Origin of the sequence: Seohaeicola sp. 4SK31 (assembly GCF_028802875.1) — a bacterium.
In the GTDB taxonomy this organism is placed as follows: Bacteria; Pseudomonadota; Alphaproteobacteria; order Rhodobacterales; family Rhodobacteraceae; genus Seohaeicola.
This window is the reverse complement of sequence record NZ_JARAMP010000002.1, coordinates 171,935-194,080: the sequence shown is the minus strand read 5'-3', so window position 1 is coordinate 194,080 and position 22,146 is coordinate 171,935. Positions and strand designations below refer to the sequence as shown.

The following is a 22,146-nucleotide window of genomic DNA, read 5'->3' as shown; positions in this document are numbered from 1 at the left end:
AATTGTTAAGCATTTCGTCAGATTGTCCGCACATGGGTTCGGACGGCCCTTGCCCCGGTGCGTCGGCATCCGGGGCAGGGACCAGACCGACCCCACCAGAACAGCGGGCCGGTTCAAGGAGCACGACATGGTTTTTCAGTTTCTCAAGCGCGGCGCGGCCGAAATGGCCCCCGCGCAGAAGGCCAGCGCCGCAGGTCCGGTTCTGGCCTTCCAAGGCGCGGGCCGCGTGGTCTGGAGCCCGCGCGACACTGCTTCGCTGACAAGGGCCGGCTATACCGGCAACCCGGTCGGCTTTCGCTGCGTCAAGATGCTGGCCGAAGCAGCGGCGGCCCTGCCGCTGGTCTTGCAGGGCGCGGGACAGCGCTTTGAGACCCATCCCGTCCTCGTCCTACTGGGCAACCCCAACCCCGCACAGGGACGGGCCGAATTGCTGGAGGCGCTCTATGCACAGCTCTTGCTGACCGGAAACGGTTATGTGGAACTTGTCACCGATGAGGTCGGCGCCTTCTCGGAACTCCATGTGCTGCGATCCGACAGGATGAGCCTGATCCCCGGCGCGGACGGCTGGCCGGTCGCCTATGACTATACCGTTGGCGGGCGCAAGCATCGCTTCGCGGTGAACACGCCGCTGGCCCCCATCTGCCACGTCAAAAGCTTCCACCCGCAGGACGATCATTACGGCTTTTCGCCCATGCAGGCGGCGGCGCAGGCGGTGGACGTGCATAACGCGGCCAGTCGCTGGTCCAAGGCGCTACTGGACAATGCGGCGCGACCATCCGGGGCCATCGTCTATCGCGGCGCCGAAGGGCAGGGCAGTCTGAGCAACGACCAATATGACCGCCTTGTCTCCGAAATGGAAAGCCATCATCAGGGCGCGCGCAACGCGGGCCGGCCGATGCTGCTGGAAGGGGGGCTGGACTGGAAACCGATGGGCTTTTCCCCCTCGGACATGGAATTTCAACAAACCAAGGAAAGCGCCGCGCGCGAAATCGCGCTGGCCTTCGGTGTGCCGCCGATGTTGCTGGGCATTCCGGGCGATGCGACCTTTGCGAACTACCAGGAGGCGAACCGCGCGCTCTATCGGTTGACCGTGCTGCCCATGGCGACGCGTGTCGTGGCAAGCCTCGCCGAATGGCTGTCACGCTTCACCGGCGAAACCCTTGAGCTGCGCCCCGATCTGGATCAGGTGCCTGCGCTGGCTTTCGAACGGGAGTCGCAATGGCGCCGCGTGGCCGAGGCGGCCTTCCTCACGGATGCGGAAAAGCGCGCGATGCTTGGTCTGCCCGCGCTTGCCATGGATGACCCGGATACAGCGGGGACCGCAGCATGAGCGATCCACGCGCCACCCCGCGTGATGCGGGGCGCTACGGGTTCGAAGCCTTCGACTGCGCCCCGGCCTTGCGGCTGGAAGCCCATGAACGCGTCTCGACCCTTCATTTCGAAGGCTTGAATCGTCGCGCCGAAAAGCTGGAGGCGCTGGTCGAGAAGCTGGAAAAACGCTTGTGGCTGGCCGTCTACGGCGTGGTCGCCGTGGTTCTGGCACAGGCGTTTCAGTCGATTTTGTTCGCGGTGCCGCACGGGGTGCTGCCATGAGAGGAGTGGCGATGGAGACCGGACTTGAACACAAGTTCTGCCGTCCCGAAGCGGGGCTGCGGCTGACCGAAGATGGCACTGGCCCGGTGATCGAGGGGTATGCAAGCCTGTTTGGCGCGCCCGACAGGGGCGGCGATGTGGTCGCCCCCGGTGCCTATGCCGCCAGCCTCAAGGCCATGACGGCCGAAGGGAGACGGGTCCGGATGCTCTGGCAGCACGATCCCGCGCAACCCATCGGCATCTGGGACGAGGTTGTCGAGGATGCGCGCGGGCTGCGCGTCAAGGGGCGACTGCTCGATGGCGTGACACGCGGGCGCGAAGCTGCGGCATTGATTGCCGCCGGTGCGATCGAGGGGCTGTCCATCGGCTATCGCACGATCCGCGCCACCACGACAGACAAGGGCCACAGGCTGCTGACCGAACTGGAGCTGTGGGAAGTCTCGCTTGTCACCTTCCCGATGCTGCCTGCAGCGCGCGTCTCGGCCAAGGCGGGTCCAGAGCCGGACGCCACGTTGCGCGACCTGACCGCCCTGTTTGAAACCGGGCGCGCCATGCTGACCCGCGACAGGCCGACCGGGGACTGATCCGCCCGCATCATCCAACCACAGGAGAATGACACCATGACATCCGAGAGAACGTCTCGGGCCGGGGAAGGTCTGTCCGATGACCTGTCACCCACCCGTGACCTGAAGACCGCTGTGGCGGGATTCATGAATGATCTGAAAGGCTTTCGGGCCGATATTCACACCCGACTTCAACAGCAGGAAGAGCGACTGACCATGCTTGATCACAAATCCTACTCCCCGCGCCCGCAGACAGCGCGTCCCCACCTTTCTGTCCAGGCCGAAACCGAGGCCCCGCATCAGAAGGCCTTCGCCGCCTATCTGCGCTCGGGCGACGATGATGGTCTGCGCGGGCTGGTGCTGGAGGGCAAGGCGATGAACACCGCCGTGGCGGGCGATGGCGGCTACCTCGTCGATCCCGAAACCGCGCAGCGCATCCGCTCGGTCCTGACGGCAGGGGCATCGCTCCGCGCCATCGCCAATGTCGTGCAGGTCGAGGCGACCTCCTATGACGTGCTGGTCGATCATTCCGATATCGGCCATGGCTGGGCCACGGAAACCGGCAGCACCACGGAAACCGGCACGCCGGTCATCGACCGCATCACGATCCCGCTGCACGAACTCAGCGCCCTGCCCAAAGCCAGCCAACGCCTGCTCGACGACAGCGCCTTCGATCTGGAAGGCTGGCTCGCGGGCCGCATCGCCGACCGTTTCGCCCGCGCCGAGGCGGCGGCCTTCGTCAGCGGCAACGGCATCGACAAGCCGCGCGGCTTCCTGACCCATGCCACGGTGGATAACGACGTCTGGACCTGGGGCAACCTGGGCACCGTGCCCACGGGCGCGGACGGGGCCTTTGACGGGGCCGATGCCATCGTCGATCTGGTCTATGCACTGGGGGCCGCCTACCGCGCGAATGCGGTCTTCGTGATGAACTCGAAAACCGCGGGCGCAGTGCGCAAGATGAAGGACAATGATGGCCGCTTCCTGTGGTCCGACGGTCTTGCCGCCGCCGAACCCGCCCGCCTTCTGGGGTATCCGGTCCTGATTGCCGAGGATATGCCCGATATCACCAGCGGTGCCCATGCCATCGCCTTCGGCGATTTCGGCGCGGGCTACACCATCGCCGAACGCCCCGACCTGCGCGTGCTGCGCGACCCGTTCAGCGCCAAGCCGCATGTCCTCTTCTACGCCACCAAGCGCGTGGGCGGCGATATCAGCGACTTCGCCGCGATCAAGCTGTTGCGTTTCGCCACCGCCTGACGCCCGCCATCGGAAGGCCGACCCACCGGCCTTCCTCCGCGCGCGTCACGACTTTGACTGCGGTGTCCTGCTGCTCCCCGTCCGGGCGCTGCAGGTGGCGCGCGCACCCTTGCCCTGTCGGGCATGGGACGCGGCAAAGGGCCGACAAGCCCGACAAATCGGAGACATTCCATGATGTTGACAGAAGACACCTCGCAGCCCGCGCCCCCGCTGCCCCTGGCAGCCTTCAAGGCGCATCTGCATCTGGGCACGGGGTTCAGCGAATCCGGGTTGCAGGACGACCTGCTCGAAGGCTTCCTGCGCGCAGCCCTCGCCGCGATCGAGGCGCGGATCGGCAAGGTGCTGTTGGAGCGTGCCTTCACGCTGGAGCTGGCGCGGTGGGCCGATCCTGGCGCCCAACCCTTGCCGGTGGCACCGGTGGTCGAGATCACGTCCCTGGTCCTGCGCGATGCGGCGGGCGTGGCAACGCCGATGCCCCCTCTGCGCTGGCGGCTGGAGCCGGACATGCAGCGCCCCTGCCTGAGGGCGACAGGCGGTGTTCTGCCCGCGATCCCCGCAGGCGGCCGCGCGGTCCTGCACATCCGGGCAGGCATGTCCTCGGATTGGGCGGGCCTGCCTGCTGATCTGGCCCAGGCTGTGCTGATGCTGGCCGCGCATTTCTATGAATACCGGCAGGAAACCGGCCTTGGCAGCGGTTGTATGCCCTTTGGTGTCACCAGCCTGATCGAACGCTACCGCGCCCTGCGCGTGACGCTGGGCGGTTCTGCATCCCATGGTGCCGCATGAGACTGCCCCATCTGCGCCGCCGCCTTCTGCTGGAGGAACCCGAACGCCTGCCGGACGGGGCCGGAGGCTTCGTCCAGAACTGGCTGACACTGGGCGAGGTCTGGGCCGAGATGACACCCTTGCAGGGACGCGAGGTCGCCACGGGCGGAACGGTCCTGTCGCAAAGCGGCCATCGCATCGTGATCCGCGCCGCGCCCGACGGCACGTCCATGCGGCCCCGCCCGGACCAACGCCTGCGCGAAGGCGCGCGCATCTTCACCATTCTGGCCGTCACCGAACGCGACCCCGGTGGCCGCTTCCTGACCTGCATCACCCGCGAGGAGGTCTCCCCATGACCTATGCCGCCGCTGCCGCCCTGCAAGAGGCCGTCTTTGCCCATCTCGCCGCCGATCCGGACGTGACCGCGCTCCTTGGCGGGGCGATCCATGACGCCTTGCCCGCCGGGCCATTGCCGCCGCTCTATCTCAGCCTTGGGCCAGAAGTGGCGCGCGACCGCTCGGATGCAACAGCGCAGGGGGCCGAGCATGAAATCACCCTCTCGGTCGTGGCCGATGCGGCGGGATTCCATCTGGCCAAGACCGCCGCCGCCGCGGTCTGCGACGCGCTGCTGGATCCCGATCTGGTGCTGGCGCGCGGACGCCTCGTCGGGATGCATTTCATCCGCGCCACCGCCAAGCGCGACAGCGGAGGGCGGCGTCGGATCGACCTGACCTTCCGCGCGCGTCTCGACGACATCTGAAACTCAATCACAGCAAAAGGGGGACGCCATGGGTGCCCAGAACGGCAAGGATCTTTTGGTCAAGGTGGATCTGACGGGCGATGGTCAATTCGCCACGCTGGCGGGGCTGCGCGCCACGCGGGTCAGTTTCAACGCGGAAAGCGTCGATGTGACCACATTGGAAAGCCAGGGTGGCTGGCGCGAACTGCTGGCCGGCGCGGGCGTCAAATCCGCCGCCATCAGCGGATCGGGCGTCTTCCGCGACGCCGCCAGTGATGAACGCGCCCGCCAGATCTTCTTTGACGGCGAAACCCCGCTCTTCCAGATCGTGATCCCCGATTTCGGCATCGTCGAAGGCGCGTTCCAGCTGACCAGCATCGACTACGCGGGCTCCCACAATGGCGAGGCGACCTATGATGTCTCCCTCGCCTCGGCCGGTGCGCTCGTGTTCACGGCGCTCTGATATGGCCAATCCTTGGGCCGGTGAGGTGGATCTTATCATCGACGGGCAGCGCCATGTCCTGAAACTGACACTGGGTGCCTTGGCCGAGCTTGAGGCGGGCTTGGGCGATGACAGCCTTGTCGCCCTCGTCACCCGCTTCGAAAGCGGCAGATACTCCAGCCGCGACGTGCTCGCGCTGATCGTGGCAGGGCTGCGGGGCGGAGGATGGCAGGGCAGGCCCGTCGATCTGATCGCTGCCGATATCGCAGGCGGCCCCGTGTCTGCCGCACAGGCGGCTGCGCAACTTCTGGTGCGCGCCTTCACCCTGCCGGATGCGGGGGGACGGTATGAGCCATCTTGACTGGCCCGGCCTGATGCGCGCCGGCCTGCGCGGCCTGCGCCTCAGCCCTGCGCAGTTCTGGGCACTGACCCCGGCAGAAATCGCCCTGATGCTGGGGCAGGGGGCCGCGCCGGCCCCCTTGGGCCGCGATGGTCTGGACCGTCTGATGCAGGCCTTCCCCGACCCTTTGAGAGGACAGACCCATGACTGACTTCGACACCGCCGCCACCCTGCAAGAGCAGGTCAAGGCGCTGGACACCAGCTTCGGCGCCGCCGCAACGGTTGCAGGCGCCTTTGACGGCGAATTGCAACGCATGCGCCGTGCGCTTGCCGATACGGGCCGCGACATGGCCACGCTGGAACGCGGCTTTTCGGGCGGGTTGCGCCGCGCCTTCGATGGCGTGGCCTTCGACGGGATGAAACTGTCCGATGCGCTGAAAACCGTGGCGACCAGCATGGTCAACACCACCTATCAATCCGCCCTGCGCCCGGTGACAGATCACGTCGGCGGCTTGCTCTCCAAGGGTATGGGCGCACTCGTGGGCGGCGTCCTGCCCTTCGCCAAGGGCGGCAGCTTCGCCCAGGGCCGCGTCATGCCCTTCGCGGCGGGCGGTATCGTCACCGGCCCCACCACCTTTCCCATGCGTGGCGGCATGGGGCTGATGGGCGAGGCGGGACCCGAGGCGATCATGCCCCTTGCGCGCGGCCCCGACGGCAAACTCGGCGTGCGCGGCGGCGGAGGCGGCGCGGTCAACGTCGTCATCAACATCCAGACCCCCGATGTCGCGGGGTTTGAACGCTCGCAATCCCAGATCGCCGCCCAGATGGTCCGAATCCTGGGGCAGGGCCAGCGCAACCGCTAACCAAAGGATCACGGTCATGAGTTTTCACGAGGTGCGGTTTCCCGCGAACCTGAGTTTCGGATCATTGGGCGGGCCAGAGCGGCGCACCGACATCGTGACCCTTGCCAACGGGCATGAGGAACGCAACACCCCATGGGCCCATTCCCGCCGCCGCTATGATGCGGGCGTGGGCCTGCGGTCGTTGGACGATGTCGAACGCCTCATCGCGTTTTTCGAGGCGCGCCGCGCCCAGATGTTCGGCTTCCGCTGGAAGGATTGGGCCGACTTCCGCTCCTGCCTGCCATCGCAACAGACAGGCCCCGACGATCAGGTCATCGCCCGCGCAGACGGCACGACCCGGGTGTTCCAACTGATCAAGACCTACCGCTCCGGCGACCAAAGCTACGCCCGCCCCATCGCCAAACCTGTCCTCGGCACCGTCACCATGGGGATCGAGGGCACCCGCCTCTATGAAGGCGTCGATTTCGAGGTCGATCTGACCACCGGTCTTGTCACCCTGACCGAGGCACCGACGGCAGGGCTGGAAATCACCGCAGGCTTTGAATTCGACGTGCCCGTGCGCTTCGACACCGACCGTATCTCGACCAGCGTCGCCAGCTTCAAGGCGGGCGAGGTGCCGCGCGTCCCCGTGCTGGAGATCCGCCTATGACCAGCCTCATGGACCATCTGGCCACCGGCCTCACCACGCTTTGCCACGCATGGGCCCTCACGCGCGCCGATGGCATGGTGCTCGGCTTCACCGACCATGACCTTGACCTGACCTTCGACGCGATCACCTTCCGCGCCGACAGCGGCCTTGCCGCCCGCGCGCTGCAACAGGCCACTGGCCTCTCGGTCGACAATACCGAAGCGCTGGGGGTCCTCAGCGACGCCGCCATCTCCGAGGCCGATATCGAGGCAGGACGTTTCGACGGCGCAGAGGTGCGTTGCTGGCGCGTGAACTGGGCCGATCCGAGCCAGCGCCAACTGCGCTTTCGCGGTTCCATCGGCGAGATGCGCCGCACCGGTGCCGCCTTCACCGCCGAATTGCGCGGCCTGACCGAGGCGCTCAACCGCCCCTTGGGGCGCATCTATCAGAAACCCTGCACCGCCGTTCTGGGCGACGCATCCTGCCGGGTCGATCTGACAGGTCCGGATCACGCGCTGAGCTTGGAAGTGGTCACCGTCGCGGATGGCCGCATCCTGCATCTGGCGGGCAGCGGCACACAGCCCGCAGGTTGGTTCCGGCGCGGTCGCCTTCAGGTGCAGGACGGCGCGGCCTCCGGGCTCTGGAGCACCATCAAGCAGGACAGACCGCAGGATGGGTTGCGCCTGATCGAACTGTGGGAGCCCCTGCGCGCCGCCATCGCCCCCGGAGATCAGGTCACGTTGATTTCAGGCTGCGACAAACGTTTCGCGACCTGCCGCGTGAAATTCGGAAATCTGGTCAATTTTCAGGGCTTCCCCGACCTGCCCGGCGACGGCTGGATGCTGCGCGATCCCGCCACCGGCCCCCTGCGCGGTGGCAGCAGACGATGACGTCGCACAGCCTTATCGTCACCGCCGCGCGGCGTTGGATCGGCACGCCCTACCGCCATCAGGCGTCCTTGCAGGGCGTGGGCTGCGACTGTCTCGGCCTCATTCGGGGGATCTGGCGCGACTGTATCGGACCCGAACCCGAACCCTTGCCCCCCTACAGCCCTGACTGGGCGGAACCGCAGGGGCAGGAATGGCTCTGGCAAGCCCTTGCCCGCCACTGCGTCACGCCCGCCACGGACCCGCAACCGGGCGAGGTGCTGCTCTTCCGCATGCGCGCGGGATCTGTCGCCAAGCATCTTGGCATCCTGTCCGACACGCCACAGGGGGCCGGGCTCATCCATGCCTATTCCGGTCACGGGGTGGTCGAAAGCGCGCTGGGGCCAGCATGGCAACGGCGCATCGCGGCACGGTTCGCATTTCCAGAAAGGGGCCGGTGATGGCTACGATACTTCTCTCCGCTGCAGGCGCCGCCATCGGCGGCTCGATCGGGGGCACAGCACTGGGCCTGTCCATGGTCGCCGTCGGGCGGCTCGCCGGCGCCACGCTGGGCCGCGCCATCGACCAGCGCCTTCTGGGCACCGGCGCGCAGGCGGTCGAAACAGGCCGCGTCGACCGTTTCCGCCTGACCGGCTCGGGCGAGGGCGAGGCCATCGCACAGGTCTATGGCCGGATGCGGATCGGCGGGCATGTGATCTGGGCGTCGGATTTCAACGAAAGCGTCGCCGTCACCCGCTCGGGCGGGGGAAAGGGCAAACCCCGCGTCACCCAGACCAGCTACAGCTACTCCATCAGCCTGGCCATCGCGCTGTGCGAAGGCGTGATCGCAGGCGTGCCGCGCGTCTGGGCAGACGGGACCGAACTCCCGATCCGCGACCTGAACATGCGCGTCTATCCCGGCGATGCCGATCAACGCCCCGACCCAAGAATGGAAGCGGTCGAGGGCGCGGGCCAGGTGCCTGCCTATCGCGGCACCGCCTATGTCGTGTTCGAGGATCTGGCGCTCGATCGCTTCGGCAACCGTGTGCCGCAATTCGAATTCGAAGTCCTCCGCCCCGATCCGCGCGGCGCAGGCCACACCGATCCGGACCCCGCCCATCTGGTGCGGGCCGTGGCGATGATGCCCGGCAGCGGCGAATACGCGCTGGCCGATACACCCGTCAGCTATGCCTACGGACCGGGGCAGGGCCGCAGCGCCAATATCAATTCCCCCTCCGGCCAGCCCGATATCGTCACCTCCATCGACCGCCTGCGGATCGAGGCCCCGCATTGCCGTGCCACATCCCTCATCGTCAGCTGGTTCGGCGACGACCTGCGCTGCGCGGAATGCACGATCCGGCCTAAGGTCGAGCAAGCGCAATTCGACGGGGCCGAAATGCCGTGGCGCGTCAGCACCCTGACCCGCACACAAGCCCAGACCATCGTGCAACTGAACGACCGCCCCGTCTATGGCGGCACGCCCACCGATGCCTCGGTGATCGGCGCGATCCGCCGCTTGCAGGCCGAAGGGCAGGCGGTCATGGTCTATCCCTTCATCCTGATGGATCAACTGGCAGGCAATACCCGCCCCGATCCGTATTCCGACGCCACCAGCCAGCCCGTCCTGCCCTGGCGCGGTCGCATCACGGCCTCACGCGCACCGGGCCGCGACGGCTCACCTGATGGCACAGCCGCCATGAACGCCGAAATCGCCGCCTTCTTCGGCACCGCCCAGGCCGCGCATTTCACGGTCGCACCGGGACAGGTCAGCTATCATGGCCCCGACGAATGGCGCTATAACCGCTTCATCCTGCACCACGCCGCCCTTTGCGCCGCTGCGGGTGGGGTGGACAGCTTCTGCATCGGCTCGGAAATGCGCGGTCTGACACACCTCCGCGGCCCCGCCCACAGCTTTCCCGCCGTCACCGCGCTCCGCGCACTCGCCGCTCAAGTCCGCGCGATCCTCGGGCCGGGCGTGAAGATCGGCTATGCCGCCGACTGGTCGGAATATTTCGGCTACCAGCCGGGGAATGGCGACCGCTTCTTCCACCTCGACCCGCTCTGGGCCGATCCGAACATCAACTTCATCGGCATCGACAATTACATGCCGCTCTCCGACTGGCGCGACGGGCGTGACCATGCCGACGCCGCATGGCGCAGCATCTACGACCCCGCCTATCTGCGCGCCAATATCGAAGGCGGCGAGGGCTTCGACTGGTTCTATCACTCCCCCGAGGCCCGCGCCGCCCAGATCCGCACCCCCATCACCGATGACGCGCATGACGAGCCATGGATCTGGCGCTACAAGGACATCCGCAACTGGTGGTCCAACAGCCACCACGAACGTGTGGACGGCCAGCGCAGCGCCACACCCACCGCATGGGTGCCGCAGTCCAAACCGATCTGGTTCACGGAACTGGGCTGCCCCGCCGTGGACAAGGGCACCAATCAGCCCAATGTATTTCTCGACCCGAAATCATCCGAGTCCTTCGCGCCCCATCACTCCAGCGGCCAGCAGGACGAGGTGATCCAGATGCAATACCTGCGCGCCATGCTGGGCCATTGGCGGGCACCGGAAAACAATCCCGTCTCGCCCCTCTATGGTGGCCCGATGCTGGACATGTCCCGCGCCTTCGTCTGGGCATGGGATGCGCGGCCCTTTCCTTTCTTTCCCGCCAACGCCCGCCTCTGGGCGGATTCCGCGAACTACGCGCGCGGCCATTGGGTGACCGGGCGGCTTGCGTCCCGCTCTCTCGCCTCGGTCGTGGATGAGATCTGCGCCCGCGCGGGCCTTAGCGACCCCGACACCAGCCGGTTGCACGGCATCGTGCGCGGCTATGTGCTGGCGCAGGTCGCCGACGCCCGCGCCGCCCTGCAACCCCTGATGCTCGCCTATGGCTTCGACGCCGTCGAACGGGATGGCCGCCTGCGCTTTCTCATGCGCCGCGATGGCGTGGCCCAAACCATCGCCCCCGACACAGTGGCGGATCTGCCCGACAGCCCGCCCCATCCGCAACACAGCCGCGATGCGCAAGCCGAGATGACAGGACGCATCCGCCTGCGCTTCGTGCAGGCCGATCCCGCCTATACCGCCGTCGCCGAAGAGGCGATCCTGCCGGACGAGGCGACCCATGCCGTCGCAGCCTCGGAAATCCCGCTGCTGCTGACCCGCACCGAGGGCCGCCAGATCGCCGAACGCTGGCTGGCCGAGGCGCGACTGGCCCGCGACAGCCTGCGTCTGGCCCTCCCACCCTCGCAACAGCATCTGGGGGCAGGGGACCTGCTGACCCTGCAAGGCGACGCCACCGGCGCGCAATATCGCATCGACCGGGTCGAAAGCGGCCCCGCCCAGTTGATCGAGGCGCTGCGTGTCCACCCCGCCACGAACCTGCCCGCCGGGCTGGAGGATGAGGCCACCCCCGTGCCCGCCTTCATCCCCCCGATGCCGGTCTTTGCCCTGTTTCTGGACCTGCCGCTGATGACCGGGGACGAGGTTCCCCATGCGCCGTATATCGCCGTCACCGCCGACCCATGGCCGGGGGCGGCGGCCCTTTATGCCTCGCCCACCGGGCAGGGCTTTACGCTCAACCGTGTGATCCAGCGCCGCTCTGTCATCGGCGTGACGCAAACCCCGCTCGCCGCCGGCCAACCCGGCCTGCTGGACCGGCGCGCCACGGTGACAGTGCGCGTGACAGCGGGGCAGCTTTCCTCCATCGACCTGCCCACGCTGCTGGCGGGCGGCAACCTTGCCGCGATCGGTGATGGCACGTCCGACCGCTGGGAACTGCTGCAATTCGCCTCTGCGACGCTGACCGCCCCCGACACCTATACCCTCTCGCTTCTCCTGCGCGGCCAGCTTGGCACCGATGCCATCATGCCCGGCTCATGGCCCGCAGGCAGCTATCTGGTCCTGCTCGACGGCACCCCGGAACAGATCGACCTGCCCAGTTCTGCGCGCGGCCTGACCCGCCACTACCGCATCGGCCCGGCGCAACAGGGCTATGACGATCCCTCCTTCACCGCGCTGGAACAGGCGTTCAATGGCACCGGCCTCAAACCCCTTGCACCCGTCCACCTGCGTGCCATCCCGGATGCGGACGGCACCCTGCATGTCACCTGGACCCGCCGCAGCCGCATCGACGCCGACAGTTGGGACAGCCCCGATATCCCGCTGGGCGAGGACACCGAAAGCTACCTGCTCCGCATCCTCCAAGGCACCACTTTGCGCCGCGAGGAGACGATCAACAGCCCTCACTGGACCTATACCACCGCCATGCGGCAGGCCGACGCCCTGCAGGGCGCATACCGGATCGAGGTCGCGCAACGCTCCGCCCGCACCGGTCCCGGCTTCCGCGCCAGCCTGACCATCGCGGCCTGATGCGCCCCGTCATGCATGGCGACCTGACAGCGCTGGCGCGCCATCTGCTGACCCTTGCCGCCCCGCAACGCCCCACCGCCTGCGCGCAACTCATCGCGCAGGCCGATGCCGCCGACCGCTACCGCAAACGTTTTGGTCGGGCGCATCCCCGCTGGGGCAATGGCACGCTGATGGCGCGGGCCCGTGTCCTGCCGTTACCGCCCGAACCACGCCTTCAGGACGTAGAGTATGCCCGCTGCCTGATCCTTGTCCTGACGGCACTCACGCGGCGCGGCCCGGCATCCCGCAACGGGCCGGTCGGATGAATCTGGCCGCTCTCACAGCTTTGCGTTTGGCCTCCCCCCGCGACTTGGTTTATCATGACGATGAAGAGGACAAAGCCATGCCGAAAATCCAGACGAAACTTGCGCAGATCGACCCGGTCTGGAACCGCATCCTGACCGAAGCGGAACAGGCCGTGAAGGACGAACCCATGCTGGGCGGTCTGATCCATTCCAGCGTGCTGCATCACGGCTCCATCGAATGTGCACTCGCCTATCGCACCGCCCTGAAACTGGCCTCGGGCGAGATGTCCGAACAACTGATCCGTGAAATCTGCGACGAGGCTTATGGCGCCGATCCCGCTCTGGCTCTGGCCGCGCGCGCCGACATCATGGCCGTCTACGACCGCGACCCGGCTTGCCACCGCTTCCTGCAACCGCTCCTGTTCTTCAAGGGCTTTCAGGCCGTGCAGGCCTACCGCGTGGCCCATTGGCTCTGGACGACCGGGCGGCAGGATCTGGCCTATTTCTTCCAGATGCGCGTGTCGGAAACCTTCGGCGTCGATATCCACCCCGCCGCCCGCATCGGCAAGGGGATCATGATCGACCATGCCCATTCCATCGTGATCGGCGAAACTGCCGTGGTGGGCGACAATGTCTCGATGCTGCATTCCGTCACTCTCGGCGGCACCGGCAAGGAAGAGGAAGACCGTCACCCCAAGATCGGCGAAGGTGTGCTGATCGGGGCAGGGGCCAAGGTGCTGGGCAATATCCATATCGGCCATTGCTCGCGCATCGCCGCCGGCTCTGTCGTGCTGCATGACGTGCCGCCTAAAACCACCGTCGCTGGCGTCCCCGCCAAGGTCGTGGGCGAGGCGGGCTGCGCTACGCCGTCGATCACCATGGATCAGTTGCTGCGCGACAGTCTCTAGGCAACCTCGGGCCGCGGGCCATCGCGCCCGCGCGCTTACTCGGCAATGTTCAACGCAAGAACCTGCCCCTCGAACCGGTTTGCGGTCGGACGGGCCGGCGTCATCGCGCGCGTCCAGCGGCCCGGATGGCGCGCCTGCAACCGCGCGGCCCATGCGCTGACCTCGGGGATCGCTTCGGCCCATTGCCCACCGGCAAAAAAGCTTTCGGCAGGGGCCCCCTCGGCAAACAGGATGTGATGGCGCGGCAGCAGGATGTGGAAATACTCCACCGCCTCGCAAGGCGCGCGCAGAACGGTCACGTCATTCACCAGATGCACCGACGGCACCAGAACCTCGGCCTCGCCGCTGTGCAACTCTGCCAGCGGATCGCGGATCAGCATCCGGTGCTGCGGTGACACGCGCAGATCGGCACTGTTGCCCAGCGTTCCCTTGCGGATCAGCACCGGCGCATCATCCCCCAGACCCGAGGCCATGCGGCTGCCGACCCAGACAACCCGCTGCGGCCCGGCATCCAGCGTCTCGACCATGTCGCCCGCGCGCAGGTCCTCGACCCGGACCCGCCCGGCGGGTGTGTCGATATGCGTTCCACGCGCAAAGCAGGGCACCCCGTTGATCGTGATGGTGATCGTCTGCGTATCCGTCCCGTTCGAGGACAGCAGCACCACGAACGTATCCGTCAGCGTCTCGCCCGCATCCAGCGCATCCACGGCCGGATTGCTGTCATTCAGGACATAACTCCATGTCCCGTTGCTGTTGATCGTGGCCGTTCCATAAAGCGGCGCTTGCGAGATGCTCCAGACATCGCTGTTCGTATTGCCCGAGTCGTCCAGATCGCCCGTGGCAGGCAAGCCCGACTTCTCGGTTACGCTCCCACTTGTCGTGCCCACGATATTCGGTGCAGCTCCGCCCATCGGTCAACCCTCTTCCTGTTGAAGAATTCCGTGAAACTGCCTGACCCCATAGGAGTTGACTTCAACGGTCGATGTGCCGGGCTGGCGGCTCCATTGCACGATCCGGTATCTGTCACCCGCGGCATTGTGCCATAACGTGCGCACTCGCGTCAGGTCCGGGTTCTGGGTCAGCATCGGCACGATCTGGTCCACATGGCCGAAAGGGGCCACGAAATCGACCAGCCAGACCGAACTGCCACTGGTCCAGTGCTCCGGCTCCAGAGGAAGATGATCCAGCGCAAAGGCCCGCTCGGCTGCCGGGGACAACCCGGCCCATGTGATGAAGGCGCGTGGAAAGCCGTTCGACCGGAATATCTTGTAATGCCCCAGACGCAACGGCGGCTCGAAATAATGCATGGCCCGCGCCAGCGGTTGCTCGCGGTGGTAATTCGTCAATCCGGCCAGAAAGGTCATCGCCCCGTAATCGGCCAGCTTGTCATGCGGAATGTCGAACCAATCCACCGGAAAACTCTCCGAGGAGGTCGAGGCCCCTGGCCCTTGATTCCGCATCTCTGCGAAATGACGCAATGTCTTGCGGAAGAACCGCTCGTTCTCTGGTTCCAGCATGTCCCGTTCAACGCGCAATACCGTGATGCGGGTTCATCCCGTCTTGTCGGTTGCGCACCTGCCTCAGTGCAATCTTTCGATGAAATGTAATAAACAACCCCGCTCAAATCAACGAAAAGGCCGGACCCCTGCAAGGTCCGGCCTGTCCTGTTGTATTTGGGTTGCCTGGCAGATCCGGGATCAGGCCAGCATGGCCATGGGATTCTCCAGATTATCCTTGATCGCCTGCAACAACTCCGCGCCCAGTGCGCCGTCGATCACCCGGTGATCCACCGAGAGGGTGACCGACATCACGGTCGCCACGGCCAGCGCGCCATCCTTGCCGACGACGGGTTTCTTGACGCCCGCGCCCACGGCCAGAATGGCCCCATGCGGCGGGTTGATCACGGCGTCGAAATTGTCGATCCCGAACATGCCAAGGTTTGAGATCGCAAAACTGCCGCCCTGATATTCATGCGGAGCCAGCTTCTTCGACTTGGCCCGGGCCGCCAGATCCTTCATCTCGGCGCTGAGCGCCGACAGCGACTTCATCTCGGCATCCTTCAGCACAGGCGTGAACAGACCGCCCTCGATCGCCACGGCCACCGCCACGTCTGAGGGTTTCAGCTGCAACACCCGGTCGCCCGCCCAGACCGCATTCGCCGCAGGCACCTGCTTCAACGCCAACGCACAGGCCTTGATGATGAAATCATTGACACTCAGCTTGACGCCGCGCCCTTCCAGTTGCGCGTTCAACTGCCCGCGAAAGGCCATCAGCGCATCCAGATGAATGTCACGCCGCAGATAGAAATGCGGGATCGTCTGCTTGGCCTCGGTCAGGCGGGCGGCGATGGTCTTGCGCATCCCGTCCAGCTTGATCTCGGTATAGGCGCGACCCTCGTACATCTTGAGAACCGTATCCGTCGACGGACCCGTGGGCATCGCGGCAGGCGCGCCAGCCTTGGCCGAGGCCGGGGCCGCAGCCTCGGTGGTCGCCGCCGCAGGTTTCGCCTGCGGGCTGGCTCCTTCAACATCGGCCTTCACGATCCGCCCATGCGGACCCGACCCGGTCACGCCGGACAGATCAATCCCTTTGTCCGCCGCAATCCGCCGCGCCAAGGGCGAGGCAAAGACCCGTCCGCCATCCGCGGCCTTCGGGGCAGGGGGCGCCGCCTTGGCCTCGGATGACGCCGGCTCATCCTTGGGCGCGGCCTCCGCCTTGGACGCAGCCTCCGACTTGGGGGCCGTCGCCTTGGCGTCAGAGGCGCTCTCGCCATCCTCCAGCAACAGCGCGATGGGCGAATTGACTTTCACCCCTTCTGTCCCCTCGGCAACCAGCAGCTTGCCGATCACGCCCTCGTCCACGGCCTCGAACTCCATCGTGGCCTTGTCCGTCTCGATCTCGGCCAACAGGTCGCCCGCAGACACGGTGTCGCCCTCCTTGACCAGCCATTTCGCCAGCGTGCCCTCTTCCATCGTGGGCGACAGCGCGGGCATCAGAATTTCAACAGGCATCGCGTGTCTCCTTAGCGGTAGGTCACTTTTTTCACGGCTGCGACAACCTCGTCGGTGGTCACCAGCGCCAGCTTTTCCAGATTGGCCGCATAGGGCATCGGCACGTCCTTGCCGGTGCAGTTGATCACAGGCGCGTCCAGATAATCGAAGGCGTTTTCCATGATATAGGCCGACAGGTGGTTCCCGATCGAGGCCACGGGGAAACCCTCCTCGACAGTCACACAGCGGTTGGTTTTCATGACGGACGCAATCAGCGTGTCATAGTCCAGCGGGCGCAGCGTCCGCAGGTCGATCACCTCGGCGCTGATCCCGTCCTTCTCCAACCGCTCCGCCGCTTCCAGCGCATAGGTCATGCCGATCCCGAAGCTGACGATGGTGACATCCGTCCCCTCGCGCCAGATCTTGGCCTTCCCGAACGGCACGGTGTAATCCTCCAGAACCGGCACATCGAAGCTGCGGCCATAGAGGATCTCATTCTCAAGGAAGATCACCGGGTTGGGATCGCGGATCGCGGTTTTCATCAGCCCTTTATAGTCGGATGCCGAATAGGGCATCACCACCTTGAGCCCCGGAATCTGTGCATACCATGCCGCATAATCCTGAGAGTGCTGCGCGCCCACACGCGCCGCCGCACCATTGGGGCCACGGAACACCATCGGCGCACCCATCTGACCGCCCGACATATACAGCGTCTTGGCCGCAGAGTTGATGATCTGGTCAATCGCCTGCATGGCGAAGTTGAAGGTCATGAACTCCACGATGGGCCGCAACCCTCCAAAAGCCGCGCCGACCGCGATGCCCGTAAAGCCATGCTCGGTAATCGGCGTGTCGATCACGCGCTTGGGGCCGAACTCGTCCAGCATGCCTTGGCTGATCTTGTAGGCGCCCTGATATTCGGCCACTTCCTCGCCCATCAGGAAGACATTGGGATCGCGCCGCATCTCTTCGGCCATCCCGTCGCGCAGGGCCTCGCGCACGGTCTGCTTGCGCGTCTCCGTGCCTTCGGGCCAGTCGGGCTGCATCTTCGCAGCCTTCGGTGCCGCCGGGGCCGGGGCAGGGGCCGCCGCCTTGGGCGCCTCCGTTTTCGGGGCCTCGGCCTTCGCCGCAGCCTTCGGCGCCGCATCGGACGCGCTCTCGCCATCCTCCAGCAGCGTGGCGATGGCCGCGTTGACCTTCACGCCCTCGGTGCCCTCGGCCACCAGCAACTTGCCGATCACGCCTTCATCCACCGCCTCGAATTCCATCGTGGCCTTGTCGGTTTCGATCTCGGCCAGAATGTCCCCGGCCTTCACAGTATCGCCTTCCTTGACCAGCCATTTGGCCAGCGTGCCCTCTTCCATCGTGGGCGACAGGGCGGGCATCAGGATTTCAGTTGCCATTGGTATAGTCTCCCTTACGCGCTCTGCGGCACTTCATCGGCATAGATATCGGTCCAAAGCTCGCTCAGCGCGGGCTCCGGGCTTTCCTTCGCGAACTCGGCGCTCGCGTTCACGATGTCCTTGATCTCCTTGTCGATCGCTTTCAGATCGTCCTCGGTCGCATGTTTGCCCGACAACAGAAGATCGCGCACATGCTCGATCGCATCCTTCTCGTCGCGCATCTTCTGCACCTCCTCGCGGGTCCGGTACTTCGCCGGGTCCGACATGGAATGGCCGCGATAGCGATAGGTTTTCACCTCAAGGATATAGGGACCATCACCGGCCCGGCAGTGCGCCACGGCCTTCTCGCCCGCCGCCTTGACCGCCAGCACATCCATGCCATCGACCGCCTCGCCGGGAATACCGAAGGCATGCCCGCGCTCATAGATCTCTGCCGACGAGGTCGAACGCTGTTGCGACGTCCCCATCGCATATTGATTGTTCTCGATCACGAAAATCACCGGCAGCTTCCACAGCGCCGCCATGTTGAACGTCTCGTAAACCTGCCCCTGGTTCGCGGCCCCGTCGCCGAAATAGGCGAATGTCACGCGCTTGTTGTCCAGATACTTGTCCGCAAAGGCCAGACCCGCACCCAAGGGCACCTGCGCCCCCACGATCCCGTGCCCGCCATAGAAATGCTTCTCCTTCGAGAACATGTGCATCGACCCGCCCTTGCCCTTGGAGTAGCCCCCCTCGCGCCCGGTCAGTTCCGCCATGACCCCGTTCGGGTCCATCCCGCAGGCCAGCATATGGCCGTGATCGCGGTAGGATGTGATGCGCTTGTCGCCTTCCTCGGCTGCCGCCTCCAGACCTACGACCACCGCTTCCTGCCCGATATAGAGATGGCAGAACCCGCCGATCAGACCCATGCCGTAAAGCTGCCCCGCCTTCTCCTCGAATCGCCGGATCAGCAGCATGTCGCGGTAAAAGCCTTTCAGCTCGTCGGCGGAAACGTTTGAAACCTTTTGGCTTTTTCTGGTGGCCATGCGGCATCCCCCTCCTGCGTATCAGATAGTTTAGCGTTAAACTATTTAATACAGGATTCAACCCCGTGATGCGAGTGCAAACTTCGCGCCCTGTGTCCGCGCAGGGTCAAGGCTTGGAAAGGGGGGTAAAGGTCCCTTATGCGGCGGGGCAGGTCTTATCTGACGACGATCTCATCCGCGCGCAGCAGGCCCAGCACATCGCGCGCCTGCTGGTCCAGCAGGTCCAGATCCAGATAGTCGTCCGACAGCCGGCGCGTCAGGTTCTCCATCCGCGCCACGCGCGCCTCAAGCACGGCCAGCTCCTGACGCAGCTTTTCGGCATCGGCGGTCACTTCGGCGCGGCGGAACAACCCATAATTGCCCTGCACCGCGGCAAAGGTGAAATAGGCGCCAAGGCTGAACGCCACAGCGAAAAAGATCACGACGCCAAATGCCGGACGGGTGCGGGATGTCATTGCTCTGCCTTTGCCTGCGCCTGTCTCGACGCTTTCCCGAACCATGCCACAGGTGATTCGTCTTGTGAATCCCCTTTCGGTTGAAAAACACGAAAAAACACTGAAAATAAGCACAAAATTCGCCCTGCGGCACAGACCGCTGCGTCTTATTGCGTCAAATCTCCAAGGACAGCACCGGCCTCAGCCATTCCCCTCAAGCGCGGCGACACCGGGCAGGGTCTTGCCCTCCATCCATTCAAGGAAGGCCCCTCCCGCCGTGCTGATATAGGTGAAGTCATCCGCCGCATCCGCTGCATGCAGCGCGGCCACCGTATCGCCGCCACCTGCGACGGTGATCAGCTTGCCCGCCTGCGTCAGCGCCGCTGCATGGCGGGCCGTCACCATCGTCGCCTCATCGAAAGGTGCAATCTCGAACGCGCCCAGCGGCCCGTTCCAGATCAGCGTCTGCAGCCCGTCGAACGCCGCCGTGATGGCCGCGATGGACAGCGGCCCTGCATCCAGCACCATCTGATCCGCCTCCAGCACCGTATCAGCGCCCAGCGGCATCACCTCAAAGGGCACACCCGCCCCGAATGTGCGCGCCACCTTGCCATCCACGGGCAGGATGATCTTGCATCCCGTGCGCGCCGCCTTGGCCAGAATGTCCCGCGCGGTCTCCTCGAACTCGGCCTCGCGCAGCGACGCGCCCAGTTGCGCGCCCTGTGCGGCAAGGAAGGTATTGGCCATGCCCCCGCCGATGATCAGCACATCCAGCTTCTCGACAAGGTTTTCCAGCAACTCGATCTTGGTCGAGACTTTCGCCCCGCCCACGACCGCCCCCACGGGCCGCTTGGGCTTGCTCAGCGCTGCTTCCAGCGCCCGCAACTCCGCCTCCATCTGCCGCCCGGCGCAGGCCGGCATCAGATGCGCCAGCCCTTCCGTCGAGGCATGGGCGCGATGCGCTGCCGAAAACGCGTCATTGCAATAGATCTGCGCCAGTTCGGCCAGTTGTGCGGCAAAGGCGGGGTCATTCGCCTCCTCGCCGGGATGGAAGCGGATATTCTCCAGCAGCACCACGTCATTCGTGGCGGCCTCCGCCCCGTCGAAGGTCTCGACAAATGTCACATGCCGCGCCAGCACATTCTCCAGCGCGGGGATCGTGACGCGCAGGCTCATATCCAGCACCACCTTGCCCTTGGGCCGCCCGAAATGCGCCACCAGCAGCACGCGTCCGCCCCGGCTCAGGATGTCGCGCACGGTGGGGGCGATCTTCTCGATCCGCGTGGCATCCGTGACCTTGCCCTTTTCGACCGGCACGTTGATGTCCACGCGCACCAGAACCCGCTTGCCGTCCAGGTCCATGTCATCCAGGGTCTTCCAGGTCATTCCATCGCTCCTCGGGATCAGCCCGCGCACCTCTTGGCGTGAAGACGCGCTTGCGTCAACACCCCGCTTGGCAATTGCGCCCAAGGGCCTTAGGTATCTGCCCAGAACCAGACAGAGGAGGCCCAGATGCCCGAGATCAAAGACCCCGAGAACACCATCCTCATCGAGCTGAAGGGCGGCACCGTCACGATCGAGCTGATGCCCGACGTGGCCCCCCAGCACTGCGCCCGGATGAAGGAACTGGCCCGTTCCGGTCAATATGACAACGTCTGCTTCCACCGCGTGATCGAGGGCTTCATGGCCCAGACCGGCGATGTGGAACATGGCGACATGGAAGACGGCTTCAACATCCGCCGCGCGGGCACAGGCGGCTCCGACCTGCCCGACGTGCCGGCAGAATTCTCACGCCTGCCGCATGACCGTGGCACGCTGGGGGCGGCCCGCAGCCAGAACCCCAACTCGGCCAACAGCCAGTTCTTCATCAATTTCAAGGACAACCATTTCCTGAACGGCCAGTATACGGTCTATGGCCGTGTCATCGACGGGATGGAGCATGTCGACGCCATCACCCGCGGCGAGCCGCCCGCGAACCCCGATCGCATGATCAGCGTCAAGGTGGCCGCCGATGTATAAGGCGATTGCAGCGACACTGATGTGTCTGGCCGGTCCCGCACTGGCCACCGGCATCCAGATCGAAGTCGAGGGCGAGGCCAACGGCACCATCACCATCGACCTTCTGGAAGATGTGGCCCCCGAACATGCTGCCCAGATCGCCGCCATCGCGGCCGAGGGCGGCTATGACGGCGTCGTCTTTCACCGCGTGATCGAAGGGTTCATGGCCCAGACCGGCGATGTCGAATTCGGCAAGCTGGGGGGCAACATGTCCCGCGCTGGCATGGGCGGCTCTGCCCGTCCCGACCTCAAGGCCGAATTCTCGGACATCCCCTTCGACCGCGGCGTCGTCGGCATGGCGCGCAGCCAGAACCCGAACTCCGCCAACAGCCAGTTCTTCATCATGTTCGACGAGGGTTATTTCCTGAACGGCCAATACACCGTCGTCGGTCGTGTCACCGAAGGGATGGAGGTCGTTGACGCGATCAAGCGTGGCACCGGTCAGAACGGCATGGTCACTGGGCAGCCCGACATCATGAAAACGGTCACCGTAACCGAGTGATCATCTGATCCATATGTCACTCAAACGGGGCCTTGCGGCCCCGTTTTTCATGGCGCTGTCTTTCCCGGTTGCATCCGGGTGCGGGGGCTTTGTCGCGACCCCGGCTGT

Annotated in this window: 26 protein-coding genes; 19 read left to right on the top strand and 7 right to left on the bottom strand. The window is 65.5% G+C overall.

From position 1 onward, the window contains the following. Positions 1 to 127: 127 nt before the first annotated feature. The 17 genes from PVW27_RS02575 (at position 128) to cysE (ending at position 13,629) form a co-directional block, all read left to right on the top strand. Positions 128 to 1,330, top strand: coding sequence for a phage portal protein (locus PVW27_RS02575; protein ID WP_274554971.1), 1,203 nt, complete (start codon positions 128 to 130; stop codon positions 1,328 to 1,330). Beyond that, positions 1,327 to 1,593 (top strand): GTA head formation protein, RCAP_rcc01685 family, encoded by a 267-nt coding sequence (locus tag PVW27_RS02570; protein ID WP_274554970.1) that lies wholly within the window; start codon positions 1,327 to 1,329, stop codon positions 1,591 to 1,593. The genes PVW27_RS02575 and PVW27_RS02570 overlap by 4 nt, the downstream gene beginning before the upstream one ends. Before the next feature lie 11 nt (positions 1,594 to 1,604). Continuing rightward, positions 1,605 to 2,177: an HK97 family phage prohead protease gene (locus PVW27_RS02565; protein WP_274554969.1), complete on the top strand. Its 573-nt coding sequence runs from the start codon at positions 1,605 to 1,607 to the stop codon at positions 2,175 to 2,177. 36 nt (positions 2,178 to 2,213) lie between these two features. After that, positions 2,214 to 3,416 (top strand): phage major capsid protein, encoded by a 1,203-nt coding sequence (locus tag PVW27_RS02560; RefSeq protein ID WP_274554968.1) that lies wholly within the window; start codon positions 2,214 to 2,216, stop codon positions 3,414 to 3,416. A gap of 171 nt (positions 3,417 to 3,587) precedes the next feature. After that, positions 3,588 to 4,202 (top strand): head-tail connector protein, encoded by a 615-nt coding sequence (locus PVW27_RS02555; protein ID WP_274554967.1) that lies wholly within the window; start codon positions 3,588 to 3,590, stop codon positions 4,200 to 4,202. Then, positions 4,199 to 4,537, top strand: coding sequence for a head-tail adaptor protein (locus PVW27_RS02550; protein WP_274554966.1), 339 nt, complete (start codon positions 4,199 to 4,201; stop codon positions 4,535 to 4,537). The genes PVW27_RS02555 and PVW27_RS02550 overlap by 4 nt, the downstream gene beginning before the upstream one ends. Continuing rightward, positions 4,534 to 4,941, top strand: coding sequence for a DUF3168 domain-containing protein (locus PVW27_RS02545; protein WP_274554965.1), 408 nt, complete (start codon positions 4,534 to 4,536; stop codon positions 4,939 to 4,941). The genes PVW27_RS02550 and PVW27_RS02545 overlap by 4 nt, the downstream gene beginning before the upstream one ends. Before the next feature lie 28 nt (positions 4,942 to 4,969). After that, the gene (locus PVW27_RS02540) at positions 4,970 to 5,383 is read left to right on the top strand and encodes a phage major tail protein, TP901-1 family (RefSeq protein ID WP_274554964.1); all 414 of its coding nucleotides are present in this window, start codon (positions 4,970 to 4,972) and stop codon (positions 5,381 to 5,383) included. A gap of 1 nt (position 5,384) precedes the next feature. Next, entirely contained in the window at positions 5,385 to 5,723 is a 339-nt protein-coding gene (locus PVW27_RS02535) for a gene transfer agent family protein (protein ID WP_274554963.1), read from the top strand. Further along, positions 5,710 to 5,913: a rcc01693 family protein gene (locus PVW27_RS02530; RefSeq protein ID WP_274554962.1), complete on the top strand. Its 204-nt coding sequence runs from the start codon at positions 5,710 to 5,712 to the stop codon at positions 5,911 to 5,913. Before PVW27_RS02535 ends, PVW27_RS02530 begins: the two co-directional genes overlap by 14 nt. Then, positions 5,906 to 6,565 carry a phage tail tape measure protein gene (locus tag PVW27_RS02525; RefSeq protein ID WP_274554961.1) on the top strand — a complete coding sequence of 220 codons (660 nt, stop codon included), beginning with the start codon at positions 5,906 to 5,908 and terminating at the stop codon, positions 6,563 to 6,565. Before PVW27_RS02530 ends, PVW27_RS02525 begins: the two co-directional genes overlap by 8 nt. A 16-nt stretch (positions 6,566 to 6,581) precedes the next feature. Beyond that, a complete protein-coding gene (locus PVW27_RS02520; protein ID WP_274554960.1) occupies positions 6,582 to 7,214 on the top strand; it encodes a DUF2460 domain-containing protein in 633 nt (210 codons plus the stop codon). Then, on the top strand, positions 7,211 to 8,083 hold the full coding sequence (locus tag PVW27_RS02515; protein WP_274554959.1) for a DUF2163 domain-containing protein: 873 nt from the start codon (positions 7,211 to 7,213) through the stop codon (positions 8,081 to 8,083). The genes PVW27_RS02520 and PVW27_RS02515 overlap by 4 nt, the downstream gene beginning before the upstream one ends. Further along, positions 8,080 to 8,520, top strand: coding sequence for an NlpC/P60 family protein (locus tag PVW27_RS02510; protein WP_274554958.1), 441 nt, complete (start codon positions 8,080 to 8,082; stop codon positions 8,518 to 8,520). Before PVW27_RS02515 ends, PVW27_RS02510 begins: the two co-directional genes overlap by 4 nt. Beyond that, entirely contained in the window at positions 8,520 to 12,437 is a 3,918-nt protein-coding gene (locus PVW27_RS02505) for a baseplate multidomain protein megatron (RefSeq protein ID WP_274554957.1), read from the top strand. The genes PVW27_RS02510 and PVW27_RS02505 overlap by 1 nt, the downstream gene beginning before the upstream one ends. Next, the gene (locus PVW27_RS02500) at positions 12,437 to 12,742 is read left to right on the top strand and encodes a DUF7742 family protein (protein WP_274554956.1); all 306 of its coding nucleotides are present in this window, start codon (positions 12,437 to 12,439) and stop codon (positions 12,740 to 12,742) included. The genes PVW27_RS02505 and PVW27_RS02500 overlap by 1 nt, the downstream gene beginning before the upstream one ends. A 77-nt stretch (positions 12,743 to 12,819) precedes the next feature. Beyond that, positions 12,820 to 13,629, top strand: coding sequence for a serine O-acetyltransferase (cysE, locus tag PVW27_RS02495; protein WP_274554955.1), 810 nt, complete (start codon positions 12,820 to 12,822; stop codon positions 13,627 to 13,629). Positions 13,630 to 13,664: 35 nt separating this feature from the next. Here cysE and PVW27_RS02490 read toward each other — a convergent pair whose 3' ends face one another. The 7 genes from PVW27_RS02490 to PVW27_RS02460 form a co-directional block, all read right to left on the bottom strand. Then, a complete protein-coding gene (locus PVW27_RS02490) occupies positions 13,665 to 14,540 on the bottom strand; it encodes a Hint domain-containing protein (protein WP_274554954.1) in 876 nt (291 codons plus the stop codon). 3 nt (positions 14,541 to 14,543) lie between these two features. Beyond that, positions 14,544 to 15,146 (bottom strand): toxin-activating lysine-acyltransferase, encoded by a 603-nt coding sequence (locus tag PVW27_RS02485; protein WP_274554953.1) that lies wholly within the window; start codon positions 15,144 to 15,146, stop codon positions 14,544 to 14,546. A 180-nt stretch (positions 15,147 to 15,326) separates the two neighbouring features. Then, the gene (locus PVW27_RS02480) at positions 15,327 to 16,640 is read right to left on the bottom strand and encodes a pyruvate dehydrogenase complex dihydrolipoamide acetyltransferase (protein WP_274554952.1); all 1,314 of its coding nucleotides are present in this window, start codon (positions 16,638 to 16,640) and stop codon (positions 15,327 to 15,329) included. Between the two features lie 11 nt (positions 16,641 to 16,651). Then, positions 16,652 to 18,019 (bottom strand): pyruvate dehydrogenase complex E1 component subunit beta, encoded by a 1,368-nt coding sequence (locus tag PVW27_RS02475; RefSeq protein WP_274554951.1) that lies wholly within the window; start codon positions 18,017 to 18,019, stop codon positions 16,652 to 16,654. A 14-nt stretch (positions 18,020 to 18,033) separates the two neighbouring features. Next, positions 18,034 to 19,044: a pyruvate dehydrogenase (acetyl-transferring) E1 component subunit alpha gene (gene pdhA / locus PVW27_RS02470; protein WP_274554950.1), complete on the bottom strand. Its 1,011-nt coding sequence runs from the start codon at positions 19,042 to 19,044 to the stop codon at positions 18,034 to 18,036. Between the two features lie 155 nt (positions 19,045 to 19,199). Continuing rightward, on the bottom strand, positions 19,200 to 19,499 hold the full coding sequence (locus tag PVW27_RS02465; RefSeq protein WP_274554949.1) for an FtsB family cell division protein: 300 nt from the start codon (positions 19,497 to 19,499) through the stop codon (positions 19,200 to 19,202). A gap of 180 nt (positions 19,500 to 19,679) precedes the next feature. Further along, on the bottom strand, positions 19,680 to 20,864 hold the full coding sequence (locus PVW27_RS02460) for a phosphoglycerate kinase (RefSeq protein ID WP_274554948.1): 1,185 nt from the start codon (positions 20,862 to 20,864) through the stop codon (positions 19,680 to 19,682). A gap of 126 nt (positions 20,865 to 20,990) precedes the next feature. On the opposite strand from PVW27_RS02460, the gene PVW27_RS02455 reads away from it, so the two are divergent. Together PVW27_RS02455 and PVW27_RS02450 are read left to right on the top strand one after the other, a co-directional pair. After that, positions 20,991 to 21,497 (top strand): peptidylprolyl isomerase, encoded by a 507-nt coding sequence (locus PVW27_RS02455; protein ID WP_274554947.1) that lies wholly within the window; start codon positions 20,991 to 20,993, stop codon positions 21,495 to 21,497. Beyond that, positions 21,490 to 22,038 (top strand): peptidylprolyl isomerase, encoded by a 549-nt coding sequence (locus PVW27_RS02450; protein ID WP_274554946.1) that lies wholly within the window; start codon positions 21,490 to 21,492, stop codon positions 22,036 to 22,038. The genes PVW27_RS02455 and PVW27_RS02450 overlap by 8 nt, the downstream gene beginning before the upstream one ends. Positions 22,039 to 22,146: the final 108 nt, after the last annotated feature.